The organism is Nostoc sp. C110, assembly GCF_043099725.1.
Taxonomy (GTDB): Bacteria; Cyanobacteriota; Cyanobacteriia; order Cyanobacteriales; family Nostocaceae; genus Nostoc; species Nostoc muscorum_A.
The window spans coordinates 661,869-678,339 of the sequence record NZ_CP171148.1; the positions used below are offsets into that span (position 1 = coordinate 661,869).

Annotated in this window: 14 protein-coding genes; 3 read left to right on the forward strand and 11 right to left on the reverse strand. The window is 43.6% G+C overall.

Translation table 11 applies throughout. The features are described 5' to 3' along the window. The first annotated feature begins 191 nt into the window (after positions 1 to 191). Positions 192 to 728: an alpha/beta hydrolase gene (locus tag ACFFRD_RS08590; protein WP_392481160.1), complete on the forward strand. Its 537-nt coding sequence runs from the start codon at positions 192 to 194 to the stop codon at positions 726 to 728. Here ACFFRD_RS08590 and ACFFRD_RS08595 read toward each other — a convergent pair. The 8 genes from ACFFRD_RS08595 to ACFFRD_RS08630 form a co-directional block, all read right to left on the reverse strand. Continuing rightward, the gene (locus ACFFRD_RS08595; protein WP_012412012.1) at positions 725 to 922 is read right to left on the reverse strand and encodes a hypothetical protein; all 198 of its coding nucleotides are present in this window, start codon (positions 920 to 922) and stop codon (positions 725 to 727) included. The two genes, ACFFRD_RS08590 and ACFFRD_RS08595, sit on opposite strands and share 4 nt — an antisense overlap. A 143-nt stretch (positions 923 to 1,065) precedes the next feature. Then, positions 1,066 to 1,695 carry a low-complexity tail membrane protein gene (locus ACFFRD_RS08600; RefSeq protein ID WP_163934205.1) on the reverse strand — a complete coding sequence of 210 codons (630 nt, stop codon included), beginning with the start codon at positions 1,693 to 1,695 and terminating at the stop codon, positions 1,066 to 1,068. A gap of 103 nt (positions 1,696 to 1,798) precedes the next feature. Then, a complete protein-coding gene (gene infB, locus ACFFRD_RS08605; protein WP_114081473.1) occupies positions 1,799 to 4,972 on the reverse strand; it encodes a translation initiation factor IF-2 in 3,174 nt (1,057 codons plus the stop codon). Positions 4,973 to 5,452: 480 nt separating this feature from the next. Further along, entirely contained in the window at positions 5,453 to 5,722 is a 270-nt protein-coding gene (locus tag ACFFRD_RS08610) for a YlxR family protein (protein ID WP_114081474.1), read from the reverse strand. Positions 5,723 to 5,870: 148 nt separating this feature from the next. Beyond that, positions 5,871 to 7,148 (reverse strand): transcription termination factor NusA, encoded by a 1,278-nt coding sequence (gene nusA, locus ACFFRD_RS08615; protein ID WP_179073447.1) that lies wholly within the window; start codon positions 7,146 to 7,148, stop codon positions 5,871 to 5,873. Between the two features lie 186 nt (positions 7,149 to 7,334). Beyond that, positions 7,335 to 7,796 carry a ribosome maturation factor RimP gene (gene rimP, locus ACFFRD_RS08620; RefSeq protein ID WP_114081475.1) on the reverse strand — a complete coding sequence of 154 codons (462 nt, stop codon included), beginning with the start codon at positions 7,794 to 7,796 and terminating at the stop codon, positions 7,335 to 7,337. 94 nt (positions 7,797 to 7,890) lie between these two features. After that, on the reverse strand, positions 7,891 to 8,157 hold the full coding sequence (locus ACFFRD_RS08625) for a hypothetical protein (RefSeq protein WP_392481161.1): 267 nt from the start codon (positions 8,155 to 8,157) through the stop codon (positions 7,891 to 7,893). A gap of 25 nt (positions 8,158 to 8,182) precedes the next feature. After that, positions 8,183 to 9,652: a hypothetical protein gene (locus ACFFRD_RS08630; RefSeq protein WP_392481162.1), complete on the reverse strand. Its 1,470-nt coding sequence runs from the start codon at positions 9,650 to 9,652 to the stop codon at positions 8,183 to 8,185. A gap of 434 nt (positions 9,653 to 10,086) precedes the next feature. Between ACFFRD_RS08630 and ACFFRD_RS08635 the strand changes: the two genes are divergently transcribed. Next, a complete protein-coding gene (locus tag ACFFRD_RS08635) occupies positions 10,087 to 10,776 on the forward strand; it encodes a peptidoglycan-binding protein (RefSeq protein ID WP_392481163.1) in 690 nt (229 codons plus the stop codon). 29 nt (positions 10,777 to 10,805) lie between these two features. On the opposite strand, the gene ACFFRD_RS08640 is transcribed toward ACFFRD_RS08635, so the two are convergent. Both ACFFRD_RS08640 and ACFFRD_RS08645 read right to left on the reverse strand, forming a co-directional pair. Continuing rightward, positions 10,806 to 11,699 carry a hypothetical protein gene (locus tag ACFFRD_RS08640; protein ID WP_392481164.1) on the reverse strand — a complete coding sequence of 298 codons (894 nt, stop codon included), beginning with the start codon at positions 11,697 to 11,699 and terminating at the stop codon, positions 10,806 to 10,808. Positions 11,700 to 11,831: 132 nt separating this feature from the next. After that, positions 11,832 to 13,727 (reverse strand): protein kinase, encoded by a 1,896-nt coding sequence (locus ACFFRD_RS08645; protein WP_392481165.1) that lies wholly within the window; start codon positions 13,725 to 13,727, stop codon positions 11,832 to 11,834. Between the two features lie 294 nt (positions 13,728 to 14,021). Between ACFFRD_RS08645 and ACFFRD_RS08650 the strand changes: the two genes are divergently transcribed. Beyond that, on the forward strand, positions 14,022 to 14,930 hold the full coding sequence (locus ACFFRD_RS08650; RefSeq protein ID WP_114081480.1) for a DUF3365 domain-containing protein: 909 nt from the start codon (positions 14,022 to 14,024) through the stop codon (positions 14,928 to 14,930). A 285-nt stretch (positions 14,931 to 15,215) separates the two neighbouring features. Here ACFFRD_RS08650 and ACFFRD_RS08655 read toward each other — a convergent pair whose 3' ends face one another. Continuing rightward, entirely contained in the window at positions 15,216 to 16,466 is a 1,251-nt protein-coding gene (locus tag ACFFRD_RS08655; protein WP_392481166.1) for a protein kinase, read from the reverse strand. Positions 16,467 to 16,471 lie beyond the last annotated feature (5 nt).

Here is a 16,471-nt window from a genome sequence, read left to right on the forward strand (position 1 = left end):
GCTGGATTTTTGCCAAGCTGTAGGCTTTCAGGATAAGGCAATGTCTATCGCTGTTTTGTCTAAGCGCTCATCCTGTCTTTGCTACGATTACTAAATTATTTATTTTTTGATATTTCCTAAAGCCAGATGCCGCAACTAATTCTGCTGGAATATCATCACAAGAAAAGCAAACCTACTGGAAATTGGGAGAAATGCGTTTTAAATTTTTGGGGTTGCGTCGTACCTTAATTATACTAGGTAGTAACTGTCTTGTACTTTGGTCTACTCCTGCCTTTGCTGCGGAACGAGTAGTGCTGAACTATGGTATCTTTCGTGAATCACTTTCAGTAGAGGAGCTATCCACCTTTGCCCAAACAGGTGAACTTTCACGTTCATTACGAGTTGATTTTGCGTTAGCACGACAAGATCCTAAAGCTATTCGTAAGTATTTAACGGAGCCTGTGAAAGTAAACCTGGTATTTTTAGATAGAGTTCTGAATAGCCAGATTGGTAATATTATTTTGGATCAAATTAGTCAAGTTATTTATACACCGTCTCGGAGAGCAGATCGGCAGGCTTTGCGATCTGCTTTGGTACTTTCTGCAAGTCAAGATGGGCAGGTGTCGCTAATCGAAATTATTCAAAATTATCCCACTAATGAAGTGGAAGTTGATGGCAAACGCTTGGAGGGTGCATACCGTCAACTTCGTCGCTTGCAAACAAGCCTACAAGATTTACTCAATTTTTAGTAAGCTAAAGTTTCTAAAGTTTCCCTTAAATACCTTTGTACCTGCTGTTCCAAGCGAATTCCGTGTAATTGAGCATCACGTTCTAGTTGCCAGCGTTGAAAACCGGAACTAGTGGAGATCGCACATTTGAGGCTATACCAAATTTCAGTATCAGCAGAAAATTGGCGATCGCTAGAAGCTGGAATTTGAGCCATAGTTCCTCATTCCTTTATTTTTACTTGCAAGGTAATTGGGCATTGGTCATAGGGCATTAGGCATCGGTAATTTCCCGATTCTTCTCTGCCTCTCTGCTTCCCTATTGCTTATTTTTAGCCTTTTAAAGTAAATAATATTACTTTCAGGGCTGTGATGAATCTGTATTAATCCTAAACAAGGATTGCAATAATCGGGGCACGATTTGATTAACCCGCACCCCTAAAATTGTGAAATCTTGCTTAATCTTTTCTAAAGATAATGGTTCTATGCCAGCGAATTCTGTCTCATTAATCACTAAAACTCGCATTACACTCACAGGTATTTGTAAAAATAGATTGCTGCCTAAAAAGGCTAGTCCCGCAAGCACTAGTGCAAGGCTGCGCCATTGTGGAAGGAATTTGGCTGAATCTGCTACTAATGGGGCAAATTGGTAAAGATGCCACAGCACCAAAATCGACAATACTGCTGCCACTAATGCCAGGATACGATTTAACTTTGTATTAATTAAACAGAGAATTTTTCGCTGCCGCTCAGTCAGATTTTCTGGTTTTAGGGCTATTCCTAAAAGAGCGAATATATAAAAAGGGCGGCGTAACTGCATCCATAGCAGGGGGAGAATACCAATGGCGGAAACTAAAAATAGCTCCATCCAGACTGGCAAAAACGGCTCGCCTACAGACAAAAATATTAAGCAGAGTACTAAAAAAACAGGCAACGTCGCCAATCCAGCGACGTGAATCCACAAAATAGGTTCAGAGCGAAATGAATGCATAATAAAAAGTTATGAGTTAAGAGTTAGGAGCTTGGAATTAGCAGTCTTTAACTCCTAACTCCTAATTTATTACTCCTAACTTCTAACCATTTTACCCTTAACACTATCTCGTTAAGGTGAGAGTGCGGCGCTTCGTAACCATCTGATAGGATTCGATGATGTCACCTTCAACCCAATCATTGAATTTATCCATACCGACACCGCATTCATAACCGGCGTTGACTTCACGGGCATCTTCTTTCATCCGTTTTAGGGAATCTAGGACACCTTCATAAATCACCTTACCGCCGCGTCGTACCCTGACTTTGCAGTTACGAACTAGCTTGCCAGATTGAACGTAGCAACCGGCAACAGCACCGCGACCGACTGGGAAGACGGCACGAACTTCGGTTTGACCCAAGGGTTCTTCCACCAACTCTGGTTCCAAAAGACCTTCCAAGGCATCTTGGATATCTTCTAGGAGTTTGTAGATGACGTTGTATTCCCGGACATCTACACCCGCTTCATCGGCGGCTTGTCTAGCGCCACTGGCAAAGGTGGTGTTGAAGCCAATGATTACAGCATTACTGGCAGCTGCTAAGTCGATGTCTGTCTCGGTGATTTCCCCAGCAGTAGCCAAGAGCATCCGAATTTGGACTTCGTTTTGTGGGATTTGCTTGAGCGCTCCCACAATGGCTTCTACGGAACCTTGTACGTCTCCTTTCAAGATCAAGTTGAGTTCTTTCAACTCACCTTCTTGTGCTTGAGCCGATAAGGTTGTGAGGGTAACACGTCCCTGTAACAGGCGGGATAGGCGTTGTCTGTCGGCGCGATCGCTAGCGAGGGCTCTGGCTTCTTTCTCGTTCTGGAAGACCTCGAACTCGTCGCCTGCTGCTGGCACATCACTTAAACCCAACACCTCGACAGCAAAGGAAGGAGAAGCGATATCCACTCTCTTGCCTCTGTCATCCACCATCGCCCGGACTTTACCGAAGGCCGAGCCAGCTACTAAGATATCTCCCACATGCAGGGTGCCATTCTGAATTAGCAGGGTAGCAACTGCTCCCTTGGCTTTATCCAGATGTGCTTCAATGACAGTTCCTTTGGCAGTACGATCTGGGTTGGCAGATAGTTCTCCAACTTCTGCTACCAAGAGAATCATTTCTAAGAGCGTATCCAGATTTTCACCTCTGATGGCGCTCACGGGAACCATGATTGTCTCACCACCCCAATCTTCTGCCGTCAGACCATACTGGGTTAGTTCTTGTTTCACCCGCTCTGGCTGTGCCCCTTCTTTATCAATTTTGTTGATTGCAACAACAATTGGCACTCCCGCAGCTTGAGCGTGACTAATGGCTTCAATGGTTTGGGGACGGACACCATCATCAGCAGCCACTACTAATACGGCAATGTCTGTTACCCTAGCTCCTCTAGCCCGCATAGCTGTAAAAGCTTCGTGACCAGGGGTATCCAGGAAGACTATCTGCTGTGGTTTGCCCTCATGTACTATATCTACATGGTATGCACCAATGTGCTGAGTGATACCGCCGGCTTCGCCAGCAGCCACTTTGGTTTTGCGGATTGAGTCGAGCAGGGTTGTTTTACCGTGGTCTACGTGACCCATAATTGTCACGACAGGCGGACGGCGATGAAGATATTCTTGGTCTTCTGCGCCGACCATTTCCGTAATTTTCCGAGCTTCTGCTTCTCGCTCGACGGTTTCGACTTCTATTTCTAGTTCTTTTCCTACCAGGGTAATTGTGGGAATGTCCAGATTTTGGGTGATACTCACCGCCATGCCTTTAAGGAACAGGATTTTGACAATCTCTGTATCGGCAACAGCTAAAACGTCGGACAGTTCTTGTACAGTTAACGGCCCTGTGATCGTCACCTTTTCGGGACGATCGCGCTTGGTATCAGCTTCTTGTTGGTGGCGACGGTTATTGTGATGGTCGCGGTTGGAACCAGACTTAGAACCAGGTTTTCTACTTCCTCTAGCAGTTGGAGCGCTAGCAAGGCTTGCACCCGGCATCTGTACAGGTCGAGTCGCTTTTGGTTTGGGAGGACGAGCGATGGAAAGGCTGACTTGGACGATTGCTGGTGAGTCGATATCGTCATCATCCAACAAATCTTCTTCAAATTCATCATCCAATATCGGCTTGATCCGCTTGCCTTTAACGCCAGCTTTAGCCTTCTCTTTAACTTCGTCGATTATTTCCTCTTCTACCCACTTTTTGCCGCCTTTGGTCGGGCGAGGCGGACTTGGGCGTTTCAAATCGAGGAGATCGGGTGTAACTGGCTCATCACCCAGTCCTTGAGATTTGCCCGCTATTCCTGACATTTGTCTGGGTGGAGTAGCGATCGGCATTGCGGCTGCTACTGATTCACCAGGACGCGCTGGTCTGGGTCTTTGCCCCTCTCCTAGTTGTGATGGTGCAGATGGTCGATTGCCTCTCTGCTCTGGTCTGGTGGGTGCAGGGGTGGGTCGAGCCTGTCTTTGTGGCGCAGATTGTGGAGACTGGTCAGTTGGCAGTTTAGCAACTCTGGGTTTAATTTGCTCGCGATCACCTTCAACGGGACGTAGCCGTTGGTCGCGTTTGAGAATCGGTTTATCTGCTTGAGATACCGGCTCATCTGACACTTGGGCTACTTCTGCTTGGGCAACTTCTGCCGCCGGCCTTGCCGGAGGGGCAACTAATTGCGGTTTGATCGGTTTTTCCGATTTCGGTCTCGGTGGAACTACTTTTTCCGGTTTTTGGGATGCTACTTTTTCCGGTTCCTGACTTGGATTAGGTGTTTGTTCCAAGTCGGTGACAGGAGGTTGCTCTTGAGTCTCAGATTGAGTCCGGGGCACAGGTCGAGTTGGTGCCGCCGGCTTCATGGGTGAGGCTGGTGTAGCAAAAGGCCGTGGAGGTGAGGGAGGATTAGCTTCAGACAAGGCAGCTTGGGTATTGTTGGCAACTGACGCCTCTGGGGCGTTGGAGGTAGTATTTCTCAATATTTTGGGTTTGCGTATTTCCAAAATTTGCTGTTTGTGGGGTGCAGCAGGTCGGTTACGTCCGCCGTTTGGTGGTGAATTTGGCTTATGGCTGGTTGTACCTAATTCCTTTTTGGCTGAAACATTCGTAGCTGCGAGCTTTTCTGCTGCCGTGCGGATGTTTTCTGCCTCCGATTCTGAAATCGTGCTGCTGTGACTTTTGACCGCGATACTGAGCTGGTCGCAAATTGCTAGTAGCTCTTTGTTATCCAAATTCAATTCCTTTGATAATTCATAGATTCTAACTTTGCCGTTGGTCATCCACTCTTCCCCTTTAATTTACAGTTTTAGCGGATGGTTGCCTGGTTTGCGACATCTCCATCCTTGGATTACTGTTTTTAGACCGCCGTTTAGTTTTTGCCGGTGCCTCCAATCAGGAAAGAGAGATGTTTCGGTTTAATAATGGCATCCCCACCAGGAATGATGGTTGAGGGATACCCATAAAAATTTTTTAAAAAGATTTTTATAGGAATCCTTGACGCCGAACTGCGCCTGAGCGCTACCAGGTTGCCATTTTGTAGTTTCTTGTTTTGTTGATTCTGAATCTTCCACAACACAATCGATTACATCTTGTTCTGGGAATGTTGCCTCGCCTCTCTTAAATTATTTGGAGAGTCGAATGCTTTTTACACCCATTTACTATTTTGGCACTAACCTTAACGATCAACAGAGGGTGTGATGAAAGCACGACTTCGGCTTTGGCACAATTTCTCTGGTGATGATGTCACAAAGTTGTTCCAATTAAATTTGGTTTTGGGTATTGCTGCTGGCTAGACGTTGCGACAAGCTTTGATACAGTGTTTCTGGCACTGATGCATGTAGCGAGCGCCCTAGTCGATTTTTTTTTTGAGCCGCTTGTAAGCAACTCGTTTGCGGACAAATATAGGCAGAACGCCCCATGCCCTGATCTAATTGTACCTTTCCCGATGGAAAGACGCGGACAATCCGCCAAAACTCATCTTTTGAGCCTACTTTCCGGCAACTAATACAGCGCCGATAATTTGGTTTCATCAATTTTCTGCGATCTCAGTCCAGCATTCTGGGTGTAAAAATGAGTTTTTTATTACTATTTTTTACTTATACCAAGGTGTCTTTCAGGAAATAATCCTTAAGACTCGGACTACAATCAACATTATCAAAACTTTACAAGATTAATCAATTATTCGTCATCGTTATTGTCAAAACTATCCTCCTCTTCTAATTCGTCCTGATTTTCATCTTCTAATTCTTCGTCGAATTCAAGGTCATCTTCCTCTGTCTGATATTTTGCTCTGACAGCGGTAAATTTCTCATCTTCTCCGGCATAGTCGTATTTAGCTTTGTCTTTGATATCTATTTTCCAACCAGTCAGGCGGGCTGCCAAACGGACGTTTTGTCCTTCTTTCCCAATAGCTAAACTTAGTTGATCTTCAGCCACAAGTACGTGAGTTTGCCGGGATTCTGGGTCCATAAGGCGTACTTCATCCACCCGTGCTGGACTTAAAGCATTAGCGATGTAGGTTGCGGGGTCTGGCGACCAGCGAATTACATCTATTTTTTCACCGCGTAATTCGTTGACTACCACTTGAATTCGCGATCCCCTGGCTCCGATACAAGCACCAACTGGGTCTACATCGCGATCTAGGGTATCTACTGCTATTTTAGTCCGGGGGCCGACATAACGGGAGGGGGGGTTTGCCTCCCTCGCTACGGCAACAATCCGTACCACTTCATCTTCGATTTCTGGAACTTCGTTGGCAAACAGATAAACCACTAAACCGGCATCAGCACGAGACACCAACAACTGTGGCCCTCGTTGCTGACCTTGAGAGACTTTTTTGAGATATACCTTGAAGGTGGCATTTGCCCGATAATTATCGTTAGGCAACTGTTCCCGCTTCGGTAACTCGGCTTCTACTTCTGGCTGACCAAAGCCACTGCTAACTGCCAAAACCACAGATTGCCGCTCAAACCGTAGGACTCTTGCTTGCAAAACAGTTCCTTCTAAATCTTGGAACTCTTCTTGCACCATCTGGCGCTGTTGATCCCGTAATTTTTGCGCCAATACTTGCTTGGTTTGCATTGCCGCCATCCGACCAAATTCTCCTTGGTCGGGAGTCACATCTAGTACAACAGAGTCCCCTAACTGTGCTTCGGGAGCTACTTGTTGAACTTCGTCTAAAGAAATCTGATGGTCTGTGTTATTTACTTCTTCAACGATGGTTTTGGTGGAAAGAACGCGAAATCCTTCTCCGTCAATATCGAGTTCTACTTCAAAATTTTCAAAATAATCTTCGTCAAACTGTTTTCGCTCTAAATTTTGGGCGCGACGATAACGTTCGTAGCCTTTGAGTAGTGCTTCTCTAATAGCTGATTGAACTGCAAGACGGGGTAAATTCCGCTCACGACTTATACTTTCAATTAATTCTTTTAATCCAGGTAAAGTAACCATTGACATAAGCAATCTCCTTTAAAAAGCAGGGAGTGGGGGCTGAAAACTACGCATTAAATAGAACCAGGGATTAGAGAATAGCTTTACACTAGTCCCTAATCTCTAGCCCTTAGTCCCGAAACTCTAGGCCCGAAACTCTAGCCTTGAGTGAATGGCACTCTAGTCTGTAATTCCTAAGCCCTAGCCCTTTGTTTATCGGCGCTCGTCTAGCTGCACCTTAGTAATTAGGGAGCGGGGAATTTCGACTACACGACCTTTTTGGTTTAAGTAAAGTGTTGTCTCATCCCGGCGAATCAACTGACCAATCCACTCTTGTTGTCCGTCGTAGGGAAGCGTTGTGGAAATAATGACAGGAAATCCTTTAAAGGAAATAAACTCCCTGTCTGTTACCAGTTGCCGCGAAATACCAGGACTAGACACTTCCAAGACGTATGTATCTGGAACGATTTCCGCAGCATCTAAGGAGGCTTCTAAAGCACGGCTCATCCTCTCACAATCATTCAATCCGGTGTCTTGCTGAGGATTGCGAATGTCTACCCGCAACACTGGTGGACTTTGGTGAGTGTGAAAGACCACGCCAACCACTTCCAATCCCAGTTCTTCTGCTACTGGTGTCGCCAAATCAATAATTTGTGGAACTAAAGGATGAGCCATGAGAGAATTCAATAAAAAAAGTGGGCACTGACCCACTTCCTGCGATAGGTATATCTTCCAAGAAGTCTTGTGACGAATCAATGATGATTCGCCCTCATTCGAGTTTAGCGCATTTAATGGATAGTCGAGTATTGGGGATGGGGCATTGGGAATAGGGAATTAGGAATTGGTTTTTTCTCCTTGCCCCCCTGCCCCCTAGCCCGGATTTCTCACGCATAGTGTAGGCAGAGGGAGGTGTGGGAGGTGTGGGGAGTGTGGGGAGTGTGGGGAGTGTGGGGGGGGTAAGACTTCTTCCCCATCCTCCCACACCTCCCACACCTCCCACACCTCCCACACCTCCCACACCCCTTGGATTTCTCACAAGTGAGAAATCCAGGCTAGCTTCTCTACCCTTCGCGTATTTTTGGGAGAGTGGTGCTTTTCTCAACGACTGTAGGAACTGATGCTTGTGTGCGTAGCTGCCTGGTTTGCTCGATAATTTGGTCTATGTCTTCTTGGGATAAACGCTGGACGTAGTTGATTTTGATTTCCTCTAAGAAGTCAAAAAGTAAACTCTGAATTTCGGAAAGTACGTGTTTTTCCTTCATTTCAGATCCCAAAGCTTCGCTAAACCTTTCTACGAGTTGACTGGTGAGTTTTGCGCCAACAGGGTCTTCAACAGCGCTAACCAAAGTTTTGTAAAGATTAGTTGTGATTTGCGTTGCCAATTGTTCGCTTAACTGGGTTTGAGCTTTTCCCACGCCAGGGAGATTCTGGAGGTTGCGGTAGACGGGGACTTGATGGAAGACGGTTTCGATATTGTGGCGCAAAATGGCAACGATCGCAGGTTGAATATCAGGTAACACTTGGTAAACAATTGTTTTTACCAAAAGACCTGCGATCGCTTCCACTTCATTCACATTATTAATATCTATGTAGGGACGTAAATTTTCTTGTTGTGAGAGCCAATCCGTTAACTCACCCCGTTGAATTGAACCCTGAACCTGGTTAATTACCCTTACTACTACTACTTCTGTGAGTTCTTCAGCAAAATTGGCGACAACTCCCTGATGAATTTGCTTTCGCACTGGCTGGAGATCCAATAAATGCGCTTGATCGAGGCGGACTAATACAGGTAAGATTCGCAGCCAACGCCAAAATGGTAGGAGTAAAAATACGTCGTACCAACGCCACAATAGTGCTTCAAACCAGCTTAAGCCAAGATGTCGGCGTTTGATTAAGAAGGTACGCCCCAGCAATTCTACGCCAAATAAAATCACGAAGGGTAAGTCAATAATCCAAAAATTATCCACAAATTCACCACTTTCACCGATTTGGCGGTAGTAGTTAGTGGCAATTAAAGGGCGGATGCTCTCGTTAAAAAAATTAATTTCTTTAATCCAGCCATTTTGCGAGAGGTAAGGCTGACTCCAAAAAGTGGCAAAGGACTGTTTTGCAGATTCGTTACCGATGTGCGATCGCATCCGCTTTTTGATTTTTTCCAAAGTCCCACTTTTATTAACTCCAGCAAAGGGGTTACTGTCAATCATCTCGTTGCTAAGACGCTTTATTTGCTCTAGTCTGCTTTTTACCTCAGAAGACTCTAATCCTGTTTGGCTGACTTGCTTGTCTAATGCGTCTACTGTTTCTAGATAAATTTTCGTGTCTCGGTGGGGTTCAATACCTTTTATTGGGTCATAAATCTGAATAACTTGCGGAAGTTTCCGTAAGTAAAAATCTCGCCAAGGTACGTAACTTAAATTAAACAAAACTAAACCTAAATTTACAGTGGCAGTAATTGCCATAAATCTTTCAAACCAAAGATTCGTCTGCTTAGAAGATTTTATATCTTTCTTTTTTTGTTGCATATTATACATTTTTGGGATATTTGAAATATCATCTCTTCCATTTATTAATTTTCGTTTCTTTCCAACCAAATACAGCAATTTGCAGTTGAGTAGACCTCAGTATAAATGTATGTATATGTATTTATGCCAACTTAAGGTTAAAAAATGCTTAGAGACAAAGGGCTTAAGTTGACACCGATCCACATAAATGAATCAATATCGCAATTGAGTGTTCAAAGCGTGTATTCGCTTCAAATGATAACCTCTGCATCTCTGCCAATACAAGATACGTCTTTTGATGGATGACATGAATTATCTTTTATACATCTCGTTAACTTTGGCAAAAATTATTCATAAATTATTCAAAAATCATTAAAAAATCGCGAAAAAAGTTATTAAACAAACTTAAAATGCAGCTGTTAACATTTATAATCCTGCTGATTTAATCCAAAGGAGTTTTAAATATGTGGTGTGGTTTTGGAAAATCAAGCGCGACTTTTGCTGTTACTTGCCTGATAAGCGCTAGTGTGGTAATTGCAGACACAGGTTTCGCAGCACCTCAACGTAGCTATACGCCCCAGCAATTCCGTTCTGTATTGCGAGGTCTAGGCTATAACGTCAAGGTAACAAATGGGCCTTTGACAGATGAGGAAACCAAAAAGGCAATTCGTGAATTTCAGACAGGTTATAAGCTAAAACCAGTTGATGGGATAGCAGGGCCAAAAACCCAAGATTTTGCTGCTAACATTGTTCAAATTCTGCACACAAATTTGAATGCAGTAGTCAAGCCTAATCCTCCCCTACCGCGCGATCATTTTTACGGTTCCCGCACGGAAGAAGTGGTGAAGGAGTATCAAAAGAAATATCAGTTGCAAGAAACTGGAATTGCTAATTTAGCACTCCGCCAAAAGCTGAATGAAGAAGCAAAGACAGTCTTGAGTCAACCAACGGCTAAACCAACGGCTAAACCAACGGCTAAACCAACGGCTAAACCAACGGCTACACCAACGGCTAAACCAACAGCTACACCAACGGCTAAACCAACAGCTACGCCAACAGCTACGCCAACAGCTACGCCAACAGCTACACCAACAGCTACGCCAACGGCTACACCAACAGCTACACCGACAGCTACGCCAACATCTACACCCTAGTCGCCACAAAAACCCCTACCCAAAGACCCTCAAGTCATCTGATTTGGTTCTTCTAAGGGTCTACCCTTGGGTATAGGTAGAATTGGACGGCCGTCATTGTAAGGCATAGGAATGTACTGCACGCTGGGTCGCCCTCCTTGCGCCTGTGGGTACAAGTCCATAAGATCATAAATAGAATGGGGCAGTCCGACAGTTACGGGCAGCCCCATTTCTGTTGCTTCTTCAATAGTTATGGGATAATCGTGGGTGACGCGCCCGGTTGTCAAGGCTTCGATAATCGATTCGATATTTTCTGGTAGAACTTTTTGTTTGGGTATACTGTCTTTAAGCAAAGTTCTTACAAACCTCTGTACCTGCCCAATTGCTTTGCGTGAGAGGTCGGCCATAATTAAAGTTTGATCGTCAATCTCACTGATGGGTTTATCTTCAATTACTTGTAGGATACTTGCTGCGGGGTAATTACCCAATTGGGGATCAACTGGCCCCAAGACAGCGTTAGCATCCATAATAATTTCATCAGAGGCCAGGGCAAGCATTGTACCGCCACTCATCGCGTAGTGCGGGACAAAGACTGTGACTTTTGCCTGGTGGCGAATTAATGCTCTAGCGATTTGTTCTGTTGCCAAAACCAAACCGCCAGGAGTGTGCAAAATTAAGTCAATTGGCACATCTGGGGGTGTGAGGCGAATAGCTCGTAAGATTTGTTCTGAGTCTTCGATAGTAATGTAGCGAGATATGGGAATTCCCAGAAAGCTAATAGACTCTTGGCGGTGAATCAACAAAATTACCCGACTTTTGCGTTCTTGTTGAAATTCTTGTAAAGCACGCAAGCGGCGATATTCTATTTGACGTTTTTGCCAAAGGGGTTGTAAGGAAGTTAGAAGCAGGAAAATCCAAAATAAATCACCAATACCAAAGCCCATAAAATTATTTATTGTTCAAAAATCACGGTTGCCGTGATTATTGTCACAAATTTGGGGCGATCGCAGTTCTATCGTAAGACTAGAAGATTTAGAGGGAAATAAGGTAGATTTTGCTCTCCGTTCCCTACTTCCTCATCTCCCCCGTCGCCAAATTTTGATAGTATCGTCATCACTACCGCTCACTAGGGTTTGTCCATCAGGGCTGAAGGCGATACATCGAACATAGCTGGAATGTCCTGTAAGTGTGCTAATTTCTCTACCACTGTGTAAATGCCACAGTTTGATAGTGTTGTCCCAACTGCCACTAGCGAGAAATTGCCTATCCTGGCTAAAGGCAACTGACCAAACTGAATCAGAATGACCACTGAGAGTGCGAATTTCTCTGCCTGTGTTTACGTGCCACAATTTAATTGTGTTGTCACCACTGCCACTAGCAATCATTTCTGCATCGTGGCTGAAGGCGATACAGTTGATGAAGAAGGAATGACCTGTAAGTGTGTAGATGTTTCTGCCTGTGTATACTTGCCACAGTTTGACGGTGTAGTCATTGCTGCCACTAGCCACAAGCTGTCTATCCTGGCTGTTCGTCGTTGTAGCTGTTCTCGGAGAATAAGCGATTGACGAAACTGAGTCGGAATGACCTGTGAGAGTTTGAATTTCTATACCAGTGTTTACTTGCCATAGTTTAATTGTGCAGTCAGCACTGCCACTAACAAGAAACTTGCCATCTGGACTAAAGGCAACAGAATTCACCCAGTTAGTATGACCAGTGAGAGTGCGAATTTCTTTTCCGGTGTTTACATCCCACAATTTGATGGTGTTATCCCAACTACCGCTAGCCAAGATTCCCCGGTTCAGGTCTGTAACTCCCCCAGATTTGCCAGAATCTCCTTGATAAGAAAAGTTTGAAGAGATTGGGCTAAAGGCGACGGAATTAACCATACTAGAATGACCAGAAGACCAACGACCCATTTGACGCACTAGCTTGCCAGTACCCAGTTGCCAAAGTTTAATAGTATGGTCATTACTGCCACTAGCAATCAATTGCCCATCTGGACTAATAGCGATCGCATGAACCATACTAGAATGACCTCTGAGGGTCTGTACGCATTGCCAGTTTTGCTGGTCTAATACAACAGGTGGAGGTAATTTTACTCTGGGCGTTATCACTAAGGTGGATGTTTCTGGTGCTATTTTTTTCTCGTTTTCAGGGCCCAATAAATCCAACCACTCCTGCACAGATTGGGGACGATAGGTTGACTCCAAATCCATGCCGCACATAATAGCTTGATTTACCCTATCGCTGATGTTGGGATTAAAATATTGTGGTGGTTCTAAATTAATATTGTGCCGTCTATCATCTGCACTTGTCGGTATCACTCCGGTAAGCAAATTATACAGAGTAGCAGCTAAAGCATAGATATCAATGTATTCTCCTCGTGGCGCTTCTGATTCATACTGCTCAGGTGGGGCAAAACCAGGAGTGCGATACACTGTATGTCTTTGAATTACATTAGGAATAAATTCTCTAGCGATGCCAAAGTCTATCAGCACTGCTTCAGATTTATCAATGCGGATCATAATGTTGCGTGGTTTGAGATCCCGATGCAGCAAACCTTTAGAATGGATTAGTGTCAAAGCGTCGCCAATTTGTCTGATGTAGAGCAGCGCTTCTGCTTCTGATAGCACTCCAACCCGTCTTAAGTACTGTCCTAAGTCTTCGCCTTCGATGTATTCCATCACCATGCAGGGCAAATTCCCATCATCGAAGATGGTTTCTATTTCTACTATATGGGGATGGTGACACACAGCCAGCCTAACTGCTTCATCACGGAAGTCTTGCCGTAACTTGTTTCGGTGGAGTATCCAGGCGGGGTGGTTCAGGATTTCTTCTTTAAGGGTTTTAATCACTCGCAGTTGATTCCGTTGATTTCTGGCAAGATAAGTAATGCCAATTCCGCCTTCACCTAGTTGGCTTTCGATAATGTAGCGTCCCCCGAATAAAGACTTTCCTGCATTCCACACCATTAGTAATATTTGACAATTGCTGGTATTTATTTTGGCACGGTATTAAAACAGCCAACCCGAATTTTTGGGAATTCCATTTGAATCGCTGTTGTAGATTTTTGGAAGTTAGTTACTTAGAGAACATTTTCATTAACCTCGATAATTACTAATAGTATAAAGTTGTGTATACCCTAATAGCTTTAGCGAAACTTTGCCTTTAGATCAAAGTATGAGAGTTGATTGCTCATGTTAGAGTAAACGATGACTTTCGCTATATTTGTTCATAATAATTTGACTTGTAGGTAATCTGTAATTATGCTAAAGAATCTGAATCTGAAACAAAAATTTACAATTCTGCTACTGGTAATTCTGACATTTGGTTTGAGCTTGAGTGGATTTGCTCTTTCTTCTTTGCTTAGGGAGAATGCTAAACAAGATATTAGCTCTACTGGTCTCATCCTTATTCAAACAATGAGTTCTGTTCGTAAATACACCAGTACTCAAGTGAATCCAGAGCTAGTTGATAAATTGGCTACCGAGTTTTTGCCGCAAACCGTACCTGGATACTCAGCACGGGAGGTATTTGAGATTTTACGGAAAACAACAGAATATCGTGATTTCTTTTATAAAGAAGCAACTCTCAATCCCACAAATCTGCGGGATAAGGCTGACGGTTTTGAGACAGAAATTGTAGAAAGGTTCAGAAATAAATCAGACCTTAAAGAAGTGAGTGGATTTCGCTCAATTCCTAGTGGGGATATCTTTTATATTGCTCGTCCCTTAAAAGTTTCTGAAGAAAGTTGTCTGAAGTGTCATAGCGTACCAGAGGCTGCCCCTCAAAGTATGATTACTCTTTATGGCACAGCTAATGGATTTGGGTGGAAGCTGAATGAGATTGTCGGCGCTCAAATTATATCAGTACCGGCAAAGAATGTAATCAGCAAAGCAAATCAGTCTTCTTTACTAATTATCTTAATTGTATCAACTATATTTATAGCGACTATCCTGTTAGTTAACTTGTTCTTGAATCGACAGGTTGTTGTTCCTCTTAAACGCATGACTCGCATAGCGGAAGAAGTTAGTACAGGACACATGGAAGTTGAATTTGAGCAGATGTCTAATGATGAAATCGGTAATTTAGCTAGAGCCTTTAAACGGATGCAGTTAAGTTTAGAAATGGCAATGAAAAGAATCAAACGCACTCAGGGGGGAACAGGGGATTAAAATAATTAGTAATGAAATGGACGTTTTCTACAAGATGCTGCGCGTACCTTGCTTCTCTGTAAGAGTACGCGCTACGCTAATGCAATTAATTTTTATATAAATAATTGAACTATTTTAACTTATTTCTAAAGTGATATAGGACTCTTATTTGATTTTTTAAAAAATCTAGTATAGCTCAGAGAGGCTTTTTGACTATTGCCTATTGCCTTGCTACCCAAATAATTATGGCTATGCGATGCTGCACGAACAGAAATCAAATTGGATTGCCAGATTAGTCTACAATATCTATGAAAATAAGCTTTTTTTGAATTCAAAAGCTGCTTGAAAGTTAGGAATTTGGTTGGCTATAAGTTCAACAAATTGATCAGGTGAAATGTAAGGATTCTCATCTAATATTTCTTCTATAATCAGATTTGCCATTGGCCCGATGTGGTAGGCTAATTCTTGTTGACAATGTTTAATAAATCCTGGTTGGAGTGAAGGTTGTTGTTGTTCAATTTGCCCACTTTGTACATTAGCAGGTAAACTAGGTGGACTAAAAATTGTTTCTCCAGGTTGGTTGTATGACTGCGATATTGCCGACATAGCCTGAAATTCAGGATTAAATACCGTAGCAGGCAAATCATCAAGCATGACTGGAGGAGACATTGCTAGTTCTGGTTCTCCAATCCGCTCTAAATCTTTGATAACTTCCCTGGCTGTTTGGTATCGCTTGTTGGGTCTATCTGCCAACATACAATCAAGTACTTGAGCGAATTCATCACTAACGTAAGTATAATAACGCCAGTTCCATTCAAGTGAGTACTGATCCATTAGTAAAGATGGATCTCTACCTGTGAGTAGTACAATAGCTGTTACTCCCAAGGCGTAAAGGTCACTAGAAGCCGAGCATAAACCTAAGCTAATCTGTTCACGGGGTGCATACCCCACTTTGCCTACAAGAGACATTTTGCCAACAAATGTTACTTGGTGGTTAGAACTTTTCCCCTCGTTCATGTCAGCAATTTGCTTCCCAACACCGAAATCAATCAGCACTGGCAGATCCTTGCCATCAGGTAACATGATGTTATCAGGAGAAATATCTCGATGGATGATATTGTGCTGATGGACATATTCCAAAACAGGCAATAGATTTTTTAGCCACTGGATAACTTCGTCTTCAGAAAAGTTTCTTCCTTGACGTTGAAGTTCTCCCAGCAGCCTAGAATATGTTTTGCCGTCAACATACTCTTGTACTAGGAATAACCGACCATCTCCTTCAAAGCAAGCTAAAAACTTGGGGATTTGAGGATGTTGCAATTGATGAAGGATTTTTGCTTCTCTTTTAAATAGGTTGCGATATTGTTCCAGCCCACTTTCCCCTGTGCCAATGGGTGCAAACTCCTTGAGGACACAAGCTTCATTAAACCGCCGAGTGTCAAATGCCAAGTAAGTTCGCCCCAATCCTCCCTGTCCCAGAAGTTTTTGGATAATATAGCGGTTATCAATTAGAGTTCCAGCAGCTATTTCTGGTCTTGTCATAGGCGACTGTGACATCTCAT

Excerpts from the sequence above, each read along its gene's own strand:
- ACFFRD_RS08590 (WP_392481160.1), top strand. The coding sequence starts at position 192 with ATGCGTTTTAAATTTTTGGGGTTGCGTCGTACCTTAATTATACTAGGT.
- ACFFRD_RS08595 (WP_012412012.1), bottom strand. The coding sequence starts at position 922 with ATGGCTCAAATTCCAGCTTCTAGCGATCGCCAATTTTCTGCTGATACT.
- ACFFRD_RS08600 (WP_163934205.1), bottom strand. The coding sequence starts at position 1,695 with ATGCATTCATTTCGCTCTGAACCTATTTTGTGGATTCACGTCGCTGGA.
- infB (WP_114081473.1), bottom strand. The coding sequence starts at position 4,972 with ATGACCAACGGCAAAGTTAGAATCTATGAATTATCAAAGGAATTGAAT.
- ACFFRD_RS08610 (WP_114081474.1), bottom strand. The coding sequence starts at position 5,722 with ATGAAACCAAATTATCGGCGCTGTATTAGTTGCCGGAAAGTAGGCTCA.
- nusA (WP_179073447.1), bottom strand. The coding sequence starts at position 7,148 with ATGTCAATGGTTACTTTACCTGGATTAAAAGAATTAATTGAAAGTATA.
- rimP (WP_114081475.1), bottom strand. The coding sequence starts at position 7,796 with ATGGCTCATCCTTTAGTTCCACAAATTATTGATTTGGCGACACCAGTA.
- ACFFRD_RS08630 (WP_392481162.1), bottom strand. The coding sequence starts at position 9,652 with ATGTATAATATGCAACAAAAAAAGAAAGATATAAAATCTTCTAAGCAG.
- ACFFRD_RS08635 (WP_392481163.1), top strand. The coding sequence starts at position 10,087 with ATGTGGTGTGGTTTTGGAAAATCAAGCGCGACTTTTGCTGTTACTTGC.
- ACFFRD_RS08640 (WP_392481164.1), bottom strand. The coding sequence starts at position 11,699 with ATGGGCTTTGGTATTGGTGATTTATTTTGGATTTTCCTGCTTCTAACT.
- ACFFRD_RS08645 (WP_392481165.1), bottom strand. The coding sequence starts at position 13,727 with ATGGTGTGGAATGCAGGAAAGTCTTTATTCGGGGGACGCTACATTATC.
- ACFFRD_RS08650 (WP_114081480.1), top strand. The coding sequence starts at position 14,022 with ATGCTAAAGAATCTGAATCTGAAACAAAAATTTACAATTCTGCTACTG.
- ACFFRD_RS08655 (WP_392481166.1), bottom strand. The coding sequence starts at position 16,466 with ATGTCACAGTCGCCTATGACAAGACCAGAAATAGCTGCTGGAACTCTA.